Below are 18,755 nucleotides of genomic sequence, written 5' to 3' on the forward strand. Positions count from 1 at the left end.
TGCGAGACGGTGAAGAACTCCCCGACCATCGCCTGGGACAGGTTCGTGCGCAGCAGCGTCAACGCCAGTCGGACCTGGTCACGCAACCCCATGCAGAAGTGCCCCCGCTCGTCCCAGGACCGCCCGGACTCGACCTGGTAGATCCTGGCGACCAGCTCCGTCATCTGGACAGCGTCCAACCCGGTCGTAGACTCGTAGCGCACCGGCTCTCAATCCTCGTCGATGGATGGTGTGGTAACCCCATCGTTGCAGGTCAGAGAGCCGGTGCGCTCTCACCCGGCCGCATCGTCGCGACCCGTTCCGTGAATAGCCCACTTAGGTCCATCACCCCCGCTTTTCTTGCGCTGACCCGCAGCTTTGTTCCTGTAGCTCGTGGACACGTCTGGCCTGGGATGCCCCGGAGGGACTCCTGGACCCACTACCGACCCCCGAGAGATCCGGGGGTACCGGACACACCTTCCGCGCGAACGAGGGTGGTTCCCGTGGCGAGCGTGCGACGGTCGTTCGGTGAGCACGAGGCTCGCAAGAGCACCAAGACCAAGAAGAGATCATCGCCCGGCGGGCGCGCTACAACGGTCCCGACGGCAGCCGCTACACGCGCCAGTTCGGCGACCGGCTGGCCGCGGAGGCCCGGCTGGTCGCGGAGCGGCGTCTCATCGATCATCACGAGTGGCGTCCCCCGGACCGGCGCGACGTCGTCGTCGAGCGCCTCACGCTCAGCGAGGGGCCGGCCGAGTACATCTCGAGCCGGACGCTGGCGCCGGGCACGCTGTGGGACTCCCGGTGCAGGGAACCTCAGGGGCCAGCGCTGCGATGGCACCTGGTACACGCGATCGAAGAGACCGCGCGGCACGCCGGGCAGGTGGACATCAGCAGGAGCCACCGCATCGTGGCCTCCGGGCCAACCAGCTCCTCGTGCGCAAACGGGTCGAGCGCCGCCCGGATCGCACCGACCCCCCTCGGGGCCGTCGGCCAGGAGGGTCGCGATCGCGTCGGGCAGGGCGTCCGAGGGACTGGAGCCGGGCAGCGTCCCGTCGAGACCGCGGGCGGCCGTCGCCGCCCCTGCGACGCCGGCGGGGCCGTGGACGCGGCCGGAGAACACGGCCGCGCTGATCGCCTCGAGGTAGGTCTCCCGGGCCAGCGGTGATCCCGCCGCGGCCAGGCCGGCGGCGGCGTCCAGCAGGAGCGGGGCCGCCTCGTCGCTCCGGCTGCGCGCGAAGAGCACGCGGGCACGGAGCCTGCTCACCCGGGCGCGGTCCGGCGGGTCGAGCGGGCAGAGATCGGCGACCGTCGCCATCTCCGTCGCGCGGTCGGGGGCTGCCGCCGAGAAGTGCGCCTCGGCCGCGGCCAGGGCGCGGCGCCCGCGCCGCCGCGGGTCCGGCGTGAGTTCCGCGGCACGCTCGAGCAGCGCCGCCTCGGCGGCGATGCCGCCGCGTTGCCCGGCGCGGTCCGCCGCCCGCCCCAGGCCGTGCGCGGCCTCCTCGTCGGGCCCGTCGCAGGCCTGCGCGGCGTGCCACGCGCGCCGGTCGGGATCGTGGACCGGGTCGGTGGCCGACGCCAGCGCGCGGTGCACGGCGCGGCGATCCGCGGGGGTGGCGGGCGCGGTAGGCCGCGGACCGGGCGAGCGGGTGGCGGAACCGGACGGACTCCCCGAACTCGATGAGGCCGGCCGCCTTGGCGGGCGCGGCGTCGGGGACGACGCCCAGGTGCTCGGCCGCCCTCAGGAGCAGCCGGGCGTCGCCGACCGGCTCGGCGGCGGCGACCAGCAGGAGGGTCCGGGTCGGGGGCGGAAGTGCTCCCAGGCGCCGGGCGAAGTCCTGCTCGACGCGGTTCGAGACGGAGCCGGGCCCGGTCGCGTCCAGCCCGTAGGCTAGCTCGGCGCCGTTGCGCCCCCGGTCGAGCTCCAGGAGCGCGAGCGGGTTCCCGTGGGTCTCGCCGACGACGAGCCGGTCCCGCACGCGTGCCTCCAGCCGCCCGTCGACGGCCGAATCGAGCAGCTCGCCGGCCGACCGCGGGTCGAGACCCTCGATCCGCAGCTCGTCGAGCCCGGCCATCGCCGTGGCCCCGTCGGGGTCGCGCACGGCGGCCACCATCGCGACGGACTCGGCCAGGAGGCGCCTGGCGACGAACTCGAGCGGCAGGAGCGACGCCTGGTCCAGCCACTGCGCGTTGTCCACGACGACGAGAACGGGCCGTACCTCCGACGCGCGGGTGAGCAGTGTCAGCCCGACCGGGAACCGGGCGGGCGGCGCTCCCGTCGCCGTCCCGAAGGCCACCTGCAGGGCGTCGCGCTGCGGGTCGGGGAGGCTACTCGCCTCGCCGAGGAACGGCGCGCACAGCTGCTGCAGGCCGGCGTACGCCAGCTCCATGTCCGCCTCGACGCCCAGGGCAGGCCCTCGTCACAGTGACCCCCGACGCCTGGGCGGCCACGTAGTCGAGCAGCAGCGACTTGCCCACGCGGCCCCGCCCCGCAGGACGCGCACCGCCGAGCTCCCGCGGCGGAGGCTCGCGAGCATCTCGTCGAGGGCCGCCCGCTCGCTGCCGCGTCCGACCAGGTGGGGGAGGGGATTCGCGCTCATCGCACCTCCTGGGCCTCGTGGGGAGCGCATCGTCGGTGGCGCCCTCGGGGGCAGATTACCGGCCCGTGTCACGCGCGGCGTCGCCACGCGGTCGAGACTAGGTCAGCAGACGCCTGTCGCAGGAGGAACCGTGTCCACACCCATCCATCAGCTCGCCACCGCGGTGCTCGTGATCGGCACCGGCGGGTCGGGCCTGCGCGCCGCGATCGAGCTCGCCGAGACCGGAGTCGCCGTGCTCGCGGTCGGCAAGCGCCCCGCGCCCGACGCGCACACCTCGCTGGCCGCCGGCGGCATCAACGCCGCCCTGGCCACGACCGACCCCGCCGACACGTGGGAGCAGCACGCCGCCGACACGCTCCAGGAGAGCTATCTCCTGGCCGACCCACGGACCGTGCAGGTGGTGACGCAGGGGGCGCCGCGGGGGATCGCCGACCTGGAGCGCTACGGCACGCGCTTCGACCGGCAGCCGGACGGGCGGATCGCGCAGCGCTACTTCGGCGCCCACACGTACCGGCGCACCGCCTTCGTGGGCGACTACACGGGGCTCGAGGTGCAGCGCACGCTGGTCCAGCGTGCGGCCGCGCTCGACATCCCGGTGCTGTCCACTGTCTACGTCACCGAGCTGCTGGTGAACGACGGGGTGGTGTTCGGCGCGTACGGGTTCGACCTCGTCGACGGGTCGCGCTATCTGGTGCACGCCGACGCCGTGATCCTCGCGACCGGCGGCCACACGCGTATCTGGCGGCGCACCTCGTCACGACGCGACGAGAACACGGGGGACTCGTTCCGTCTCGCGGCCGACGCCGGAGCCCGGCTGCGCGACGCCGAGCTGGTGCAGTTCCACCCGTCGGGGCTGATCGAGCCCGAGGACGCCGCGGGGACCCTCGTCAGCGAGGCCGCGCGGGGCGAGGGCGGGGTGCTGCTCAACAACCAGGGCGAGCGGTTCATGTCGCGGTACGACCCGGAGCGGATGGAGCTGTCCACCCGCGACCGGGTCGCGCTCGCGTCCTACACGGAGATCAAGGAGGGCCGCGGGACCCGCGCCGGGGGCGTGTGGCTCGACCTGTCCCACCTGCCGCGCGAGACGATCCTCACCCGGCTGCCGCGCGTCCACCAGACCCTCTTGGAGCTGCAGGTGCTGGACGTCACGCGCGACCCGATCGAGGTGGCCCCGACCGCGCACTACTCGATGGGGGGGGTGTGGGTGCGCCCGGAGGACCACAGCACCGACGTGCTCGGGCTCTTCGCCATCGGCGAGGCCTCGAGCGGCCTGCACGGTGCCAACCGGCTCGGGGGGAACTCCCTCATCGAGCTCCTGGTGTACGGCCGGATCACTGGCCGCGCCGCGGCCGCCTACTCCGCGGGTCTGGCGACGCAGCGCCGGTCGCTCGGCGCGGTCCGGGACGCCGAGTCGTCGGTCGACCGGCTGCTCGCCGCCGACGGCGACCAGAACGTGCGCGCGATGCAGCGCAGCGTGCGCGACCTCATGACCGAGCACGCCGGCGTGGTGCGGGACGAGGCGGGGCTGCGCGCCGGCCTGGATGCCCTCGACGAGGTCGAGGACCGGATGACCCGGGCGGGCATCCACATCGACATCAGCGGCTACCAGGACCTCGCGCACGCCTTCGACCTGCGGTCGGCGGCGCTCGCGGCCAGGGCGACCCTGGTGTGCGCGCTGGAGCGTCGGGAGTCGCGCGGGTGCCACAGCAGGTCCGACCATCCCGACCTGGATCCGGAGCTCCAGGTCAACCTGGTGTGGTCCCCGCGCACCGGCGTGCGCCGCGAGGCGCTTCCGCCGATCCCGACCGACATCGCCGAACGCATGCACGACGTCTCCGCCGACGGGAAGCTCGTCGAGTAGCGGCCCGGTGTCACGCCCGCGCCCGGTGCCCGGTCGTTCAGGACGACGGCGCACGCCGTCCACGGGCACCGGGCGACCACCGCCGCAGCGCGTCCCGGCGACCTCCAGCCGACCTTTCGGACGACCAAGGAAGGACACCCCCCATGAGCGACCACGTTCTCGAGCCCGGGCTCGAGCCCGAGGCCCAGGCCATGGCCGACGCGACGGCGCAACCGCCCTACTTCCACGAGATGACGCCCCAGGACGCGCGTCAGGTCCTCGCCGTCCAGGCGGAGCCCACACGAAAGCCGCACGTCGAGGAGGAGTGAATCGTCGTGGCCGCCTCCGTCGGCGACGTCCGCGTACGCGTCGTCCGGCCCGTCGGTGCCACCGACCCGCTGCCCGCGGTCCTGTACATCCATGGTGGGGGCGGGGTGCTGGGCGACGCCGGCACGCACGACCGCCTGGTCCGTGCGGCCGCCGTGGCGATCCTGGCCAAGCAGCGGGGCGACGTGACGTTCCCGTGTCCCGGCGCCATGAGATCACCGCGTCGCCCCTGCGGGCCACGCCGGAGGACCTGGCCGGGCTGCCGGAGGCGTTCGTCGTCGTCGACGAGAACGACGTGCTCCGCAACGAGGGCGAGGCCTACGCGCGCAAGCTCGTCCAGGCCGGCGTGCGGACCACGACCGTCCGCTACAACGCGACGATCCACGACTTCATGATGCTCAACCCGCTGCGGCCGTCGGCCGCGTCGTCCGGCGCGATCGCGCAGGCCGTCGACGTCCTCCGTGCGGCACTCCACGCCGGCTGAGGCACCGCCGCGTATGTCCGCGACGTCGTCGCCGGGATCGGCCGGCCCGTCCTGCTGGTCGCGCACACTCCTACGGCGGGATCGTGATCACCGAGGCGGCGGCGCAGAACCCCGACGTCATCGGCCTCGTCTTCGTCCCACGCGATCGCCGTCTCGCGCCCCTACGAGGTCACCGCCGCGGTCCTCGAGGCCCTCGGCGCCGACGTCGCCGAGGAAGTCGCTTGACCTGTCGCGACATCTCGCCGATGGAAGGTCGAGGTCCCCGCCCCGGGCCGTCGCTCCGGGGCGGGGACCGCTGGTCACGGCGCGGTGTCGGAGCCGCCGCCGTCCGCACCACCGGTGGGCGTCGGGCCGGGCGCCGGCGTGGTCGGGTCGTCGGTGGGCGTCGGATCCGTCGTCGGGTCATCGGTCGGCGTCGGGTCGTCGGTCGGCGTCGGGTCGTCGGTCGGCGTCGGGTCGTCGGTCGGCGTCGGCGTGGAGGTGGGCGTCGAGGTCGGCGTGGGAGTCTCCGTGGGCTTCGGGTCGTCCGTAGGCGTGGGGGTCTCGGTCGGGGTCGCGGTCTCGGTCTGCGTGGGGCGGGACGTCGATCCGGTCGTGGGTTCCGAGGGCGGAGCGGTCGTGGACTGCGTCTCCGTCGGCGTGGGCGACGGGCTGTGCGTGACCGGGGCGACCGGTACTTCGCTCTCGTCGTCGCGCAGGGACCAGAACGCGAACGCCCCTCCGGCGAGGACCAGGACCAGGACGACCACGGCGAGCGCGATCCCCTTCGGGCTGGTGATGAACGCGCGCCACCGGGACTGCTCGGGCTCCGGTTGCTCGGGACCTGGTTGCTCGGGACCCGGTTGCTCGGATGCCTCCTCCGCCATCGGCCCGGGTGTGTCGCCCGGTGGTGGCGGAGGCGCGCCGACCGCGCCGAGCTGCTGCGTGCGGAGGAGCTCGGTCTCGTCGCCCGCGGCGGCTGCTGCGGCTGCGGCCGCCGCTGCGGCTGCCGTGCCGATGACTGCGGTCCGGTGGGGATCCTCTGCGGCGATCTGGCCCAGCGTCATCGTCTGGTCGGGGCCCGGTTGGTCGGAACCCGAGGTGTCGCCGTGGCTCGCGACCGGCCCCGTGCCGAGCAGTGCCGCTGCGGCCGCGCCCATCGCGTCGGCGGACGTGAACCGTCGGTCCGGGTTCTTGGCCATCGCCCGCGCCACGAATCGGTCCACGACGCCCGGCACCGCGGGCCGGCGTGCCGACGGCGCGGGCACCGGCGCCCCGACGTGGGCCAGCAGGACGTCACCCGGCCTGGCCCGCTCGTACGGCGGATGACCCGTGAGGGCGAAGTACGCCAGCGCCCCGACCGAGTACAGGTCGCTGCGCGCGTCGAGCGGCCTGCCCTGGGCCTGCTCGGGCGACATGTACGCCGCCGAGCCGGCGACGCGTTCGCCATCGCCGTCACCACCACCCGGCGCGGCGAGACCGAGGTCGAGCAGCCCGACCGTCATGGTGCCGTCGTCGTGCCGGTCGACCACGACGTTGCGCGGACTGACGTCGCGGTGCACCAGGCCCGCCGCGTGCACGGCGGTCAGCGCCTCGAGCAGTCCTTGGACCACGGCGAGCGCCTTCGGCCACGGCAGGCCGTCTCCGGCCGCCAGCTCGGAGAGCGGGACGCCGGGGAGGCGCCGCATCAGGAGCCAGGGGACGTTCGCACCCGCGACCTCGTCCTCCCCGGTGTCGAGGACCTTGGCGACTCCCGGGTGGTCCACCGGCGCCGACGCCGCGATCTCGCGGGCCAGCGCGGCGCGCGTCGCGTCGTCGTCGACCAGGTGCGGATGGAGGACCTTGACGAGCAGCTCCGGCTCTGTCTCGGCGCCGCCGACTGCGCCGCCGTCTTCGCCGCCCGACGCGGCGCCCGCGGCGCCCGTGGCGTCCGCGGCGTGCAGGCGCGACGCCTCGTAGACGGTGTACGTGCCCCCGGTGCCGAGGATGTCGCCCAGGGTGTACTTCCCACCGAGCACCACGTGCCCGGAGGCCGACTCGCCGGCCGGCTCGTTCCGCGTCATGCGATCGTCCGCTGCTGGAGCGGGGGGTCGAGGTGGGTTCCCGCGCGCGGCGGTGAGGTCGGTGCGGTGATCTCGGTCATTTCAGTCATGGGCCACCACAGGATATGTGGTGGCGGCACGTGCTGCACGGGGCCCGAGCGCGGGGTCGTGACGGACCTGAGGCTCACCGGTGGGATCGTCGGTCTCAGCCCTGGACCAGGCTCGTGAGGGTGGCGTCGCCCAGCTCCCGGTCGGCGAAGACCAGGCGCACCGCGTCCGGCTCCGGGTTGCCCGCGTCCGGCCCGCGCCACGCGACGCGCAGGCCGATCCGCTCGGCGGTGGCCCGCGACGCGACGTTGTGCTCCAGGAGGAACGCGGTGACCGGCACGTCGGGGAGCCGTTCGGCGGCGAGAGCGAGCGCGGCGCGGGATAGCTCGGCCGCGAAGCCCTGACCCTGCTGCTCGGGAGACAGCCGGTAGTAGAGGTTGAGCACGCCGGCCGGGCGCAATCGCAGGCCGCCGATGCCGACGAAGGAGCCGTCGTCCCGGCGCCGCGCCGTCCAGTAGCCGATCCCGTCGCGCTCCCAGTCCGCGGCGAAGGCGCTCACCTGGCCCTCCGTCTTCTCGCGGCTGGCGTGCCGCCCCGAGGGGAAGTGCACCCACACGCGGGGGTCGGCGTGCAGAGCGTACAGCTCGTCGAGGTCGCCGGGAGAGACCGGCGCCAGGTCGAGGCGGTCGGTGGTGCGGTGGTCAGCGGTAGCGGTCGTCACGGCGCGACGGTAGGTCGTGGCACCGACATCCGTCATCCCTCGTCGAGCTCGGCCAGCGCGCTCTCGATCGCGCGGTGGAAGGTGGGGTAGGCGTAGATCATGTGCCGCAGCTCGGCCACCGGCACTCGTGCCTGCACGGCGAGGGTGAGCACGCCGAGGATCTCGCCGCCCGCCGGGCCCGCGGCAGTGGCCCCGACCAGCACACCGGCGTCGGCGTCCTCGACTAGCTTGATCAGCCCCTCGTTCCCCGGGCCGTGCACGAAGCCGCGCGAGGACGCGGCGAGGTCGGTGACGCCCGTGCGCACGGTCAGGCCGGCGTCGCGCGCCGCGGCCTCGGTGAGCCCGACGCCCCCGATCTCCGGGTCGGTGAACGTCACGTGCGGCACCGCCCGGTAGTCGGCGGTCTCGGCGTCGGCCCCCTCCACGCCGAGGATGTCCGCCACGGCGATGCGCGCCTGGTACATCGACACGTGCGTGAACGCGCCGTGCCCGGTGGCGTCGCCCACCGCCCACACGCCGTCGGCCGCGCGCAGGCGCTCGTCGACGGCGATGGTGCGGGCGGAGTCGTCGAGGCCGACGGTCGCGATGCCGAGGGCTCTCAGGTCCGTGCGGCGACCGGCCGCGACCAGCAGCCGCTCGGAGACGAGCTGTGTGCCGTCGTCGAGCGTGAGGGTGAACCCGCCGCCGTCGTGCGTCACCGACGAGACGTTCGCGCCGGTGCGCACCCCGATGCCCTCCGCGGCGAAGCGGGACGCGAGCAGGTCGCTCGCCTCCGGCTCGTCGGCGGCGATCAGCCGCGGCCCGGCCTCCACGACCTCGACGGCGGTGCCGAACCGCGCGAAGACCTGGGCGAGCTCGCAACCGATCGCGCCGCCGCCGAGCACCGTGAGTGACGCGGGCGCCTCGGTGGCGCGCACCGCCTCGCGGTTGGTCCAGAACGGGGTCCCGGCGAGGCCGTCGATCGGCGGGACCGTCGGCTCCGTGCCCGGGTTGAGGAGCACCGCGCGCGTCGCGCGGAACCGGCGCTCGCCGTCGGGCGTGTCCACCGCCACCTCGCCGGGTCCGACGAGGCGCCCGCGTCCGCGCACCACCCGCCCGCCGGCCTTCTGGAGCCGCTCGACGGCGGCCGTGTCGTCCCAGTCGGTCGTCGCCTCGTCGCGCACGCGACGCGCGACAGGCGCCCAGTCGGGCGTCACGTCGGCGCGGCCGGCGAGCGCCGCGACGCGCCGTGCCTCCGCGAGGGCGTCGGACGCGCGGACCATCATCTTGGTGGGGATGCAGCCGTAGTACGGGCACTCGCCCCCGACCAGGCGGGCCTCGACGGCCACCACGTCCAGACCCGCGCGTGCCAGCCGGCCGGCGGCATCCTCGCCTCCGGGTCCCGTGCCGATCACCACGACGTCGACGGTCTCGGTGGCTTCTTCGGTGGTCATCGGTTCTCCTCGCGCACGGGTGGGGTGGCCGCGACGGCGCGGGCCACCGTCAGCGCACCACATCGGACGCGGCATCGCGCGTCGAGCCGGCAGTCTGGCACGCTGTGCCGATGGAGCTGCTCGCCGCCGGCCGCGACGCCGACGTCTTCGCGCTGGACGACGAGCGCGTGCTGCGGCGCTACCGCGACGGCCGCCCGGCCCACGACGATGCCGCGCTGCTCGCCGCCGTGGTGGCGGCGGGCTACCCCGCGCCGGCGGTCCTCGCCGTCGACGGACCCGGCCTCGTCCTCGAACGGCTGGACGGCCCGACGCTCGGGAGCGCGCTGCTCGACGGTCGGTACGACGCCGCCGACGCCGGAGCGTTGCTCGCGTCGTTGCAGGCCCGCCTCCATGCTGTCCCCTGGGACGGCGGCACGCTGCTGCACCTCGACCTGCACCCGCTCAACGTGATCCTCGCCGGGCACGGGCCGGTGGTCATCGACTGGACCAACGCCCGGCCGGGCCCGGCGGGGCTGGACGTCGCGATGACGGCGCTGATCTGCGCGCAGACGGTGCTCTCGCCGGAGCTGGCGACCGGGGTCGAGAGCCCCGCGGGCGACGTCGCGGCGGCCGTCCGGCCGCTGCTCGAAGCCTTCGCGGCAGCATCGGGTCCGGCCTACCGGGACCACATGGACGACGCGGTCGCGATGCGGCGCGCCAACCCCACGATGTCCGCCGCGGAGCTGGCACGCCTGGACGACGCGGCGGCGCTCGCGGTGCGGTCGTCCTCACCGACGTCCTGACCGAGCTCCCGACCGGGCGGTCGCCCGGCGACGCGGGCGACGGGGCGTCGGTGGCGCACGGCAGGATGGTGCCGTGCACGTCGTCCTGACCCGAGAGCGCGACGGCGCGGTCCGCGTGCACCATGGCGCGTCCGTGCCCGGCGCCGTCCTGCCCGGCGCCGAGCTGCCCGCATCCGAACTGCCGGTCGTGGTGCGCGGGGCCGAGTCGGGGGCGGCGACGGGCGCCGGCCCGGTGCCACGCTGGACGTGGGACGACACGTCGGTCTGGTACTCGGGGCTGCTCACGGCCGGCGTGCGCGTCGAGCGGGCCCACGACCTGCGGCTGTGCCACCGGATCCTGCGGCACTCCGTGCTGGCGGCGTCGTCGGCGCTCGCGGCCGCGCCGGCGAGCCCCTGGGACGAGGGTCCCGTGACCGTCGCGCCCCCGGTGCCGGCCGCGAGGGCGCCGCAGCCGGACGCGCTGTTCGACCTGGTCGCCGACACCGCGCCGCGTCCGGGCGCGGGTGGCGGGCCGTCGCCGGACGCCGCCGACCCGCTCGCCGAGCTGGGGGCGCAGGAGGCCGCCGTCGCCGGGTCGGCGGGGTCCGGGCGCCTGCGCCTGCTGCTGGCCGCCGAGTCCGCGGGCGCGCTGGTGGCCGCGGAGATGCGGCACGCCGGGCTGCCGTGGCGTGCCGACGTGCACGACACGATCCTCACCGAGGCCCTCGGCCCCCGACCGCCCGAGGGGCAGCGCCCGGCGCGGCTCGAGGCGCTCGTGGACCGCATCCGGACGGCGCTCGACGCACCGCCCACGCTCAACCCGGACTCCCACCCGGACCTCCTCAAGGCCATGCAGTACGCGGGGGTGGGGGCGAACAGCCTGCGCAAGTGGGAGCTGGAGAAGGTCGACCACCCGGTCGTCGAGCCCTTGCTGGAGTACAAGAACCTCTACCGGCTCCTCACCGCCAACGGCTGGCACTGGCTCGACGCGTGGGTCACGGACGGGCGGTTCCGGCCGGAGTACGTGGTGGGCGGCGTCGTGACCGGCCGGTGGGCCTCCAGCGGCGGCGGGGCCCTGCAGCTGCCGAAGGGGGTCCGTCGCGCGGTCGTGGCCGACCCGGGGTGGCGGCTCGTCGTCGCGGACGCGGCCCAGCTCGAGCCCCGCGTGCTCGCCGGGATGGCCCATGACGAGGCGATGGCCCGCGCGGGCCGGGGCGCCGACCTGTACGCGGGGATCGTCGCGTCGGGGGCCGTCGAGACGCGCGACCTGGCGAAGGTCGGGATGCTCGGCGCGATGTACGGCGGCACGACGGGGGCCAGCGCCCAGGTGCTGCCGAGGCTGGCCAGGGCGTTCCCGCGCGCCGTCGCGCTGGTCGAGGACGCCGCCCGCACGGGGGAGCGGGGCGGCGTCGTCACGACCCGGCTCGGCCGGTCGTCCCCGCCCCCGGGCGAGGCGTGGGACGCCGCGCAGGCCGGCGCGTTCGACACCGACGGGGCGGACGCGGCAGCCCGTGCCCGGTCGTTCACCCGGTCCTGGGGCCGGTTCACGCGCAACTTCGTGGTGCAGGGCACGGCCGCGGAGTGGGCGCTGTGCTGGCTCGCGTCGATCCGGCGGCGGCTGTGGGAGCTCGGCCCGGTGCCGGCCGCGGCGGCCGGCCTCGCCCCCGCGCCGTTCGCGGACCGCCCGCACCTGGTGTTCTTCCTGCACGACGAGGTGGTGGTGCACGCCCCGGAGTCGATGGCCGACGACGTGGCGGCCGCGGTGCGCGCGGCCGCCGAGGAGGCGGGACGGCTGCTGTTCGGCGACTTCCCCGTCGACTTCCCGCTCACCGTCGCGGACGTGGATTCCTACGCCGACGCGAAGTGACGGTTAGGGTCGCGGCATGACCACGAGCGACCCCACCGTGCGCGACGTCGTCGCCGTCCTCGAGGACCTCTACCCGCCGTCGACGGCGGAGGGTTGGGACGCCGTGGGGCTCGTGGTGGGGCACCCGGGCGCGCCGGTGCGCAAGATCCTGTTCGCCGTCGACCCCGTGGCCGACGTCGTCGACGAGGCGATCGCGTGGGGCGCCGACCTGCTGGTCACGCACCACCCGCTCTTCCTGCGGCCCGTGCACTCGGTGGCCGCCACGACCTTCAAGGGCGACGTCGTGCACCGCCTGCTGGTCGCCGGTTGCGGCCTGTACGTGGCGCACACCAACGCCGACGCAGCGCCGCGCGGCGTCGCGGACGCGCTCGCCGATCTCGTGGGTATCACCGAGCGGCGGCCGCTCGTGGCACGGGAGGGAGACGACGAGCGGGGCATCGGCCGGGTCGGGCGCCTCGCCCAGCCGACGACCCTGGGCGAGTTCGCCCGCCACGTGGCGGAGGTGCTGCCCGCCACCGCCCAGGGGGTGCGGGTGGCCGGGGACCTCGACGCGCGCGTGCGCACCGCCGCCGTCGTGGGCGGATCGGGGGACTCCCTGTTCGACGCCGTGCGCGCGGCTGCCGTGGACGTCTACGTGACCGCCGACCTGCGGCACCATCCGGCGTCCGAGCTGCGCGAACGAGCGGCCTTCGAGGCCGGGCTCGAGGACGTGCCGCAGGGCGCGGCCGCCGCCACTCCGTTCCTCGTCGACGTCGCCCACTTCGCGAGCGAGTGGCCATGGCTGGCCTATGCCGCCGAGGACGTCGTCGCGCGGCTCTTGGAGCGCGCTGGGGGAGAGCCCGGAGACGGTACGGTGACAACGAGGGTGAGCACGATCGGCACCGACCCATGGACCGCACGGGTGGCGAGCTCTGCTCGCTGAGGCGGCGCGCTGACCCTCACTCACCTGAACGCACGCGAGAGGACCCGCCCGTGGCCACTGCACCGCCCGAGGACCAGCGCCGACTGCTCGAGGTCCAGGCCCTCGACACGCGGTTGCAGCAGCTCGCCCACCAGCGACGTCACCACCCGTCCCTGGCCACCCTCGCCGAGCTGGACAAGCGCATCGCCGACCTGCACGGGTCGCTGGTCGACTCGCGGACGGCCGTGGCCGACCTCGAGCGCGAGGTCGCCAAGGCGGAGGCGGACGTCGCGCAGGTGCGCACGCGCGCCGACCGCGACCAGCAGAAGCTCGACTCGGGTGCCCTGTCGGCCAAGGACTCCCAGGCCCTGGTGAGCGAGCTCGAGTCCCTGACCCGGCGTCAGTCGGTGCTGGAGGACGCGGAGCTCGAGGTCATGGAGCGGCTCGAGGCGCACCAGGGCTCGCTCGCGGAGGTCGAGTCCGCGCACGCGGAGCTCGTGGCCGCCCAGGACAAGGCCCGTGCGGAGCGCGATGCGGCGTGGGCGGAGATCGACGCGGCCGCGGCCGCGGTCCGGGCGGAGCGCGCGACGACGGTCGCCGGGCTCGACGCCGGCCTCGTGACGCTGTACGACCGGCTGCGCACCCAGCTCGGCGGCACGGGAGCGGCGGCCCTGCGCGGCGGCCGGTGCGAGGGCTGCCGGCTGGAGCTCAACTCCGGCGAGCTCGCGGCGGCCAAGGCGGCCCCGCCGGAGCAGGTCGTGCGGTGCGAGGAGTGCGGGCGCATCCTCGTGCGCCAGGTGGACGAGGGCGCGGGGGTCTGATGGCGCGCCCGTCCGGGGTGAGCCCGCTGGCGGGCGCCGAGACGGTGACCGTCGTCCTGGTCCGGCACGGCGTGACGCCGCTGACGGAGGCGCGCGCGTACTCGGGCGGCGGCGTGCCCGGGCCGTCGTTGACCACGCGGGGCCGGACCCAGGCCGCGCAGGCGGCCGACGCCGTGTTCCGGATCGGCAAGGACCTGTGGCCCGACCTGCCGCGGGCCGGCGCCCTCCTGGCGTCGCCGATGGTGCGCACCCTCGAGACGGCGGCCGCGATCGGCCGGCGGATCGGGCAGCACCCGCGTCCCGACGACCGGTTCGCCGAGTGCGTCTTCGGCGAGTGGGAGGGCCTGGGGGCCGACCGGATCGCCGACGGCTGGCCCGACGAGTTCGCGGCGTGGGCCACCACGGGCACGCACCCCGCCCCGGGTGGGGAGTCGTACGCGCACGTGGGCGAGCGCGCCTGGGCGGGCCTGCGCGACGTCGTCGCGGCGAGCGACCCGTCCGCGGCGACCGTCGTCGTCGCGCACACCGTGACCATCCGCTCCCTGGTGGGACGCGCGCTCGCGGCGCCCCCGTCGACGTGGCCGCGGCTGCGCGTGCCGCCGTGCTCGCTCACGGTGCTGCGGCTGGGGCTCGGGGCGGACGACGGCGAGCTCGCCGTCGCGGAGGTCACGACGGTCGGCTTCCCGACCGACGCCTGAGGGCGGTCCCGTGGACCTATCGCTTCGCGTGCTCGGGCGGCGTCGCGAGCGCCAGGTCGACGCCGCGCGTCACCCAGGCGCGGAGTCCGTGGGTCCCCGGCGGGCGTGCGCGTCGCCTCGGAGCCGGCTCAGGACGTGCTCGTCAGGCGATGACGACCTCGAGGGTGCGCGGCCCGCGACGGGTGGCGGGGTCGTGCAGCGTGGCCTCGATCATGCGGTAGCTCAGGCCCGTTCCGACCTCGGTGCCGATGATCTCGCCGTCGAGCTCGCGCGCCGCGTCGAGCAGCTCCTCGGCGCTCGACGGCGCCGGGCCGGGCCGGCGCAGCAGGTGGCCTGTGAGCACACCCCGGGTGTGCTTGGCGTTGTGGGACACGACGGCGCGTTTCCCGTCGGTCTCGCGCACCACGCGGACGGTCACCCAGTCGGCGGCGGACCCGCCGGTGGTGGCCGGCTTCCATGCGGCGAGGTAGGTCGCCGAGCGGCAGTCGACGACGACGTCGCCCAGGGCGCGCGCGTCGAGGGCCGCGGCGAGATGGGGGCGCCAGGCGGTGGCGAGCTTCCCGACGCCGGGCAGGTCCACGCCCATGGACAGCCGGTAGGCCGGGATCCGGTCGGCGGGGGAGACCGCGCCCCACAGGCCGGAGAAGACCCGCACGTCGTGGGTGGCACGCCGCGCGACGTCGCCGTCGAGGTCGGCGAGGCCCGCGGCCGCGTACAGCACGCCGGTGTACACGCGGGCGGCGGGGGCCGCGGGGGAGCCCTTCAGGTCGGCGTTGCGCGCGACCTCGTCGGCGAGGGACGGGCCGACCCCGAGGACCGTCGTCGCGTCGGGGCGGAGGCTGACGGCGGCCAGGGCCTCGGCGACGGCGCGGCGGTGGTGGGTCAGCTCCGCCGCCCCCGTGAGCCCCGCGAGGTCGACGGGTGCGGCGTCGGCGGGCGCGGGGGTCTTGCCCTCGGAGGGCGGCAGACAGATCAGCACCCCGACACTGTAGGCGGCCGCCGGCCCCTCGCCGGCCGGTCGGCGGTGACCTCAGCGGGCGGCGTCGACCGGCTCGTCCCAGCCGACGCGGAAGTCCGTGACCCAGTCGTGGGAGGCGCGGGTGGCGACGCGGCCGACGATCGGCAGGATCACCCGCTCGCGCAGGGCACGCGAGGCGGCATGAGGGATCTTGAGGCTCGACGTGCGCTTCGCCTGCGCCACCAGGCGCTCGACCCTGCGCCGCCGCTGGGCCTCGAAGGCGGCGAAGGCAGCCGCCGGGTCACGCAGGTCGCGCAGCAGGCGCGCGAGCAGGACGCCGTCCTCGATCGCCAGCGACGCGCCCTGGCCGGACGTGGGTGAGATGGCGTGCGCGGCGTCGCCGACAAGGCCGACGGCCCCCCGGTGCCACACCGGCACCTTCGGGAGGTCGAGGGTGTTCCAGGGGCCGAGCGGCGTGGGAGAACCCGCGATGAGGTCGAGCGCGGGCGAGTCGTCGTCCGCGAACAGCCCCGCCAGCTCCGCCCGCCAGGCGTCCGGGGTCCAGGCGGCGAGCTCGGCCGGCGTCGCCGCCGTCGCGCGTGGCACGTTCGCGAACCACCAGACCTCGCCCGGCGCGCGCCGCAGGTACGCGAAGAACGCGCGTCGTCCGAAGACCATCGTGAAGACGCCCGGGTCGGTGTCGACGTCGACGCCCGTCGCGTACCCGCCGGTGTTGAGCAGCCCGGTGTATCGCGGCGCCGGGCAGCCCGGGTCCAGGACCTGTCGGGTGCGCGACCCGAGCCCGTCGGCGCCGACGAGCAGGTCCCCGGTCGCCGTCGTGCCGTCGTCGAACGCGGCGACGACCGTGCCGTCGGGCCGGGTCGAGGCGTCGACGAGGCGCTTGCCGTGCTCGACGACGATCCCGCGGCGCGCGGCCTCGTCGCGCAGGGCCGCGTAGAGGTCCGACCGCCGCACGGTCTGGCTGTGCGGCCCGCCACCGGGTGCGTCCATCGGCAGCCGCGTCAGCAGCCGCCCCGACGCGCCGCGCATCTCCATCCGCGTGGTGTCGAACCCGCCGAGGGACCGGTGGTCGAAGCCCAGCACCCCGAGGGCGTGGACCCCGTTGGGGGCGAGGGTGAGGAAGGCCCCGACGTCGTCAGCCGTCCGGGCGTGCGCCTCGAAGGCGGTGGTCTCGATGCCGGCCTTCTGCAGTGCCATGGCGGTCACGGGTCCGGCGATGCCCGCTCCGATCACGATTGCTCTCATGCCAACACCATAAAATGGCTAACCATAAAATGGCAAGCGTCGAGCCCGCGCTCTAGGCTGAGGCCGTGACCGACCGACCTCGATCGCCGCTGGCGATGGTGCTCCTGGCCCTGCTCGCCGAGGAGCCGATGCACGCCTACCGGATGCAGCGGCTGATCAAGACGCGGCAGAAGGACGCCGTGGTCAACGTCGCGCGCAGCAACAGCGTCTACCAGGCGCTGGAGCGCCTCCGGCGGGACGGGTTGATCGAGGTGCGCGAGAAGGTGGCGGCCGACGTCGCACCGGCGCGCATCGTCTATGCGCTCACGGACGCGGGGCGGGAGGCGCTGCGTCGCTGGGTCGATGCCGCCCTGGCGAACCAGGCCCGGGAGTTCCCCGAGTTCCGGGCCGTGCTGGCCGTGGTGGCGCTCACGTCGCCGACGGTCGTCGCCGACCGGCTGGCCGAGCGGGCCGATGCCCTCGAGGCCGTGCTCGCGCGGGCGGCCGAGGACGCGGCGACCAGCGCCGCGTGGGGGCTGCCGCGGGTGTTGATGCTGGAGCACGAGCACTTCGTGGCGGTGACCCGCGCCGAGCTCGACTGGGTGCGCGGGGTCGTCGCGGACCTGCGGTCCGGCGCGCTCACCTGGGATCCCGTGCAGATGGTCGAGCAGCGCCCCAGGTTCGAGGGCGTCGCGGCCGGCTGAGCCCCGCCGACGGTGTTCGGCAGCCGGTGTTCGGCAGCCGGTGTTCGGCAGCCGGTGTCCGGCAATCGGTGTCCGGCAGTCGGGTGGTCGGCCGGCGGACGGGCTGGTGACAGTGGCGTCCGTCACCGCTAGCGTCGTCGGGCATGGTCCAGGTGAAGGTCTACGGCAACCGGCGGGTCTGGGGCGAGCGGCGTGCGGAGGTCTCCGACGCGCTGCACGAGGTGCTGGTCGCGGCGTGGCGGATCCCCGAGGACAAGCGGTTCCACCGGTTCCTGCTCCTGGATGACGGCGACCTCGTGGCCCCGCGTTCCGACGCCTATCTGATGATCGAGATCGTTGCCTTCACGGGGCGGTCGCCGGAGGCGAAGCGCGAACTGATCCGTCGCCTGTACGACGACGTCGCGCCGCGGCTCGGGCTGGACGCCGACGACCTGGAGCTCGTCGTCATCGAGTCTCCGGCCGAGAGCTGGGGGATCCGCGGGCGCGCGGGCGACGAGCTGACGCTGAACTACACCGTCGACGTCTGAGCGGGGGCGCACACGCTGGAGCCCACGTAGCGCGTGACCGCGCCGATACCCTGGAGCGCGGCCGAGGCAGCGAGACCACCGTGGGCGCGAGGCCGCACGCGGGGCCGGGGGTCGAGCGCGTGCGCGCGGCACTGGAGCGCCTCGCCGGCGCATAGACTGTGCGGCGCGGACGAGTCGGTCGGACGGTCGCGTCGGCGGCACCCTCGGGTGTCGTCGCCGAGGAACGTCCGGGCTCCGAAGGGCAAGGTGGTGGCTAACAGCCACCCGGGGTGACCCGCGGGACAGTGCCACAGAAATCAGACCGCCTCCGCCGGGAGACCGGCGGCGGTAAGGGTGAAACGGTGGTGTAAGAGACCACCAGCGTGCTCGGCGACGGGCGCGGCTAGGTAAACCCCACCTGGAGCAAGGTCAGACAGGGAGCGTTCGAGGGCGGCCCGCCCGAAGCTTCCGGGTAGATCGCTCGAGCCCTGCGGCAACGCAGGGCCTAGATGGATGACCGTCGCCCGTGCCGGGGCAACCCGGCGCGGGAACAGAACCCGGCGTACAGACCGGCTCGTCCGCTTCACACGGTCTGACCTGTGGTTTTATGTGGCGAGGGATGCCTCAGTCCGCAGAGAGTCCGCAGGAATTTCGGCGGGGGCACTCCGAGGGGTGTCGATCAGAGCCTCTGCCGCGGTGGCACCGTCGTCCCGAGGTGCGAAAGGTCCACGCCACGCAATCTAGGGTTCGCAGTTCATCGCCGCGCCCGGATTACCGAGTCCGCAGGTAGTCCGCAAGAGCCCACGAAACGCCGTCGAGCCTCCAGGGCACCCGGCATACA

The 18,755-nt window shown here is 75.0% G+C and carries 17 protein-coding genes and 1 other RNA gene; 13 read left to right on the forward strand and 5 right to left on the reverse strand.

Annotation, left to right across the window (positions count from 1 at the left end; all coding sequences use genetic code 11):
* Positions 1-820 precede the first annotated feature (820 nt).
* From AC1C2V_RS18440 to AC1C2V_RS18460, 5 genes are all read left to right on the forward strand, one after another.
* Positions 821-1,147, forward strand: coding sequence for a hypothetical protein (locus AC1C2V_RS18440; protein WP_495391186.1), 327 nt, complete (start codon positions 821-823; stop codon positions 1,145-1,147).
* A gap of 778 nt (positions 1,148-1,925) precedes the next feature.
* On the forward strand, positions 1,926-2,408 hold the full coding sequence (locus tag AC1C2V_RS18445) for a hypothetical protein (protein WP_495391105.1): 483 nt from the start codon (positions 1,926-1,928) through the stop codon (positions 2,406-2,408).
* Between the two features lie 301 nt (positions 2,409-2,709).
* On the forward strand, positions 2,710-4,440 hold the full coding sequence (locus AC1C2V_RS18450; protein WP_495391106.1) for an FAD-binding protein: 1,731 nt from the start codon (positions 2,710-2,712) through the stop codon (positions 4,438-4,440).
* 143 nt (positions 4,441-4,583) lie between these two features.
* Positions 4,584-4,748 (forward strand): hypothetical protein, encoded by a 165-nt coding sequence (locus AC1C2V_RS18455; protein ID WP_495391107.1) that lies wholly within the window; start codon positions 4,584-4,586, stop codon positions 4,746-4,748.
* Between the two features lie 194 nt (positions 4,749-4,942).
* The gene (locus AC1C2V_RS18460) at positions 4,943-5,230 is read left to right on the forward strand and encodes an alpha/beta hydrolase fold domain-containing protein (RefSeq protein WP_495391108.1); all 288 of its coding nucleotides are present in this window, start codon (positions 4,943-4,945) and stop codon (positions 5,228-5,230) included.
* 299 nt (positions 5,231-5,529) lie between these two features.
* On the opposite strand, the gene AC1C2V_RS18465 is transcribed toward AC1C2V_RS18460, so the two are convergent.
* The 3 genes from AC1C2V_RS18465 to AC1C2V_RS18475 all read right to left on the reverse strand — a co-directional run bounded on the left by AC1C2V_RS18465 (position 5,530) and on the right by AC1C2V_RS18475 (position 9,453).
* Positions 5,530-7,272 carry a serine/threonine-protein kinase gene (locus tag AC1C2V_RS18465; protein ID WP_495391109.1) on the reverse strand — a complete coding sequence of 581 codons (1,743 nt, stop codon included), beginning with the start codon at positions 7,270-7,272 and terminating at the stop codon, positions 5,530-5,532.
* 184 nt (positions 7,273-7,456) lie between these two features.
* Positions 7,457-8,020: a GNAT family N-acetyltransferase gene (locus AC1C2V_RS18470; protein ID WP_495391110.1), complete on the reverse strand. Its 564-nt coding sequence runs from the start codon at positions 8,018-8,020 to the stop codon at positions 7,457-7,459.
* A 32-nt stretch (positions 8,021-8,052) separates the two neighbouring features.
* The gene (locus tag AC1C2V_RS18475; protein WP_495391111.1) at positions 8,053-9,453 is read right to left on the reverse strand and encodes a dihydrolipoyl dehydrogenase family protein; all 1,401 of its coding nucleotides are present in this window, start codon (positions 9,451-9,453) and stop codon (positions 8,053-8,055) included.
* Positions 9,454-9,563: 110 nt separating this feature from the next.
* Here AC1C2V_RS18475 and AC1C2V_RS18480 point away from each other — a divergent pair, with 110 nt between their 5' ends.
* The 5 genes from AC1C2V_RS18480 to AC1C2V_RS18500 all read left to right on the forward strand — a co-directional run bounded on the left by AC1C2V_RS18480 (position 9,564) and on the right by AC1C2V_RS18500 (position 14,501).
* Positions 9,564-10,235 (forward strand): phosphotransferase, encoded by a 672-nt coding sequence (locus tag AC1C2V_RS18480; protein WP_495391112.1) that lies wholly within the window; start codon positions 9,564-9,566, stop codon positions 10,233-10,235.
* Positions 10,236-10,308: 73 nt separating this feature from the next.
* On the forward strand, positions 10,309-12,081 hold the full coding sequence (locus tag AC1C2V_RS18485) for a bifunctional 3'-5' exonuclease/DNA polymerase (RefSeq protein WP_495391113.1): 1,773 nt from the start codon (positions 10,309-10,311) through the stop codon (positions 12,079-12,081).
* A 16-nt stretch (positions 12,082-12,097) separates the two neighbouring features.
* Positions 12,098-13,003: a Nif3-like dinuclear metal center hexameric protein gene (locus AC1C2V_RS18490; RefSeq protein WP_495391114.1), complete on the forward strand. Its 906-nt coding sequence runs from the start codon at positions 12,098-12,100 to the stop codon at positions 13,001-13,003.
* Positions 13,004-13,053: 50 nt separating this feature from the next.
* Positions 13,054-13,803, forward strand: coding sequence for a zinc ribbon domain-containing protein (locus tag AC1C2V_RS18495; RefSeq protein WP_495391115.1), 750 nt, complete (start codon positions 13,054-13,056; stop codon positions 13,801-13,803).
* The gene (locus tag AC1C2V_RS18500) at positions 13,803-14,501 is read left to right on the forward strand and encodes a histidine phosphatase family protein (RefSeq protein WP_495391116.1); all 699 of its coding nucleotides are present in this window, start codon (positions 13,803-13,805) and stop codon (positions 14,499-14,501) included. The genes AC1C2V_RS18495 and AC1C2V_RS18500 overlap by 1 nt, the downstream gene beginning before the upstream one ends.
* A gap of 142 nt (positions 14,502-14,643) precedes the next feature.
* On the opposite strand, the gene AC1C2V_RS18505 is transcribed toward AC1C2V_RS18500, so the two are convergent.
* Positions 14,644-15,480 carry a YaaA family protein gene (locus tag AC1C2V_RS18505; RefSeq protein ID WP_495391117.1) on the reverse strand — a complete coding sequence of 279 codons (837 nt, stop codon included), beginning with the start codon at positions 15,478-15,480 and terminating at the stop codon, positions 14,644-14,646.
* A 51-nt stretch (positions 15,481-15,531) separates the two neighbouring features.
* Positions 15,532-16,725, reverse strand: a complete 1,194-nt coding sequence (locus AC1C2V_RS18510; protein WP_495391118.1) for an FAD-dependent oxidoreductase — start codon at positions 16,723-16,725, stop codon at positions 15,532-15,534.
* 65 nt (positions 16,726-16,790) lie between these two features.
* On the opposite strand from AC1C2V_RS18510, the gene AC1C2V_RS18515 reads away from it, so the two are divergent.
* The 3 genes from AC1C2V_RS18515 (at position 16,791) to rnpB (ending at position 18,495) form a co-directional block, all read left to right on the forward strand.
* Complete coding sequence (locus tag AC1C2V_RS18515) at positions 16,791-17,408, forward strand: PadR family transcriptional regulator (protein ID WP_495391119.1); 618 nt, start codon at positions 16,791-16,793, stop codon at positions 17,406-17,408.
* 143 nt (positions 17,409-17,551) lie between these two features.
* Positions 17,552-17,935 (forward strand): tautomerase family protein, encoded by a 384-nt coding sequence (locus tag AC1C2V_RS18520; RefSeq protein WP_495391120.1) that lies wholly within the window; start codon positions 17,552-17,554, stop codon positions 17,933-17,935.
* Positions 17,936-18,105: 170 nt separating this feature from the next.
* Positions 18,106-18,495, forward strand: an RNA gene (gene rnpB, locus AC1C2V_RS18525) — RNase P RNA component class A.
* Positions 18,496-18,755: the final 260 nt, after the last annotated feature.

The sequence above is a fragment of the Isoptericola sp. Y541 genome (assembly GCF_059445465.1).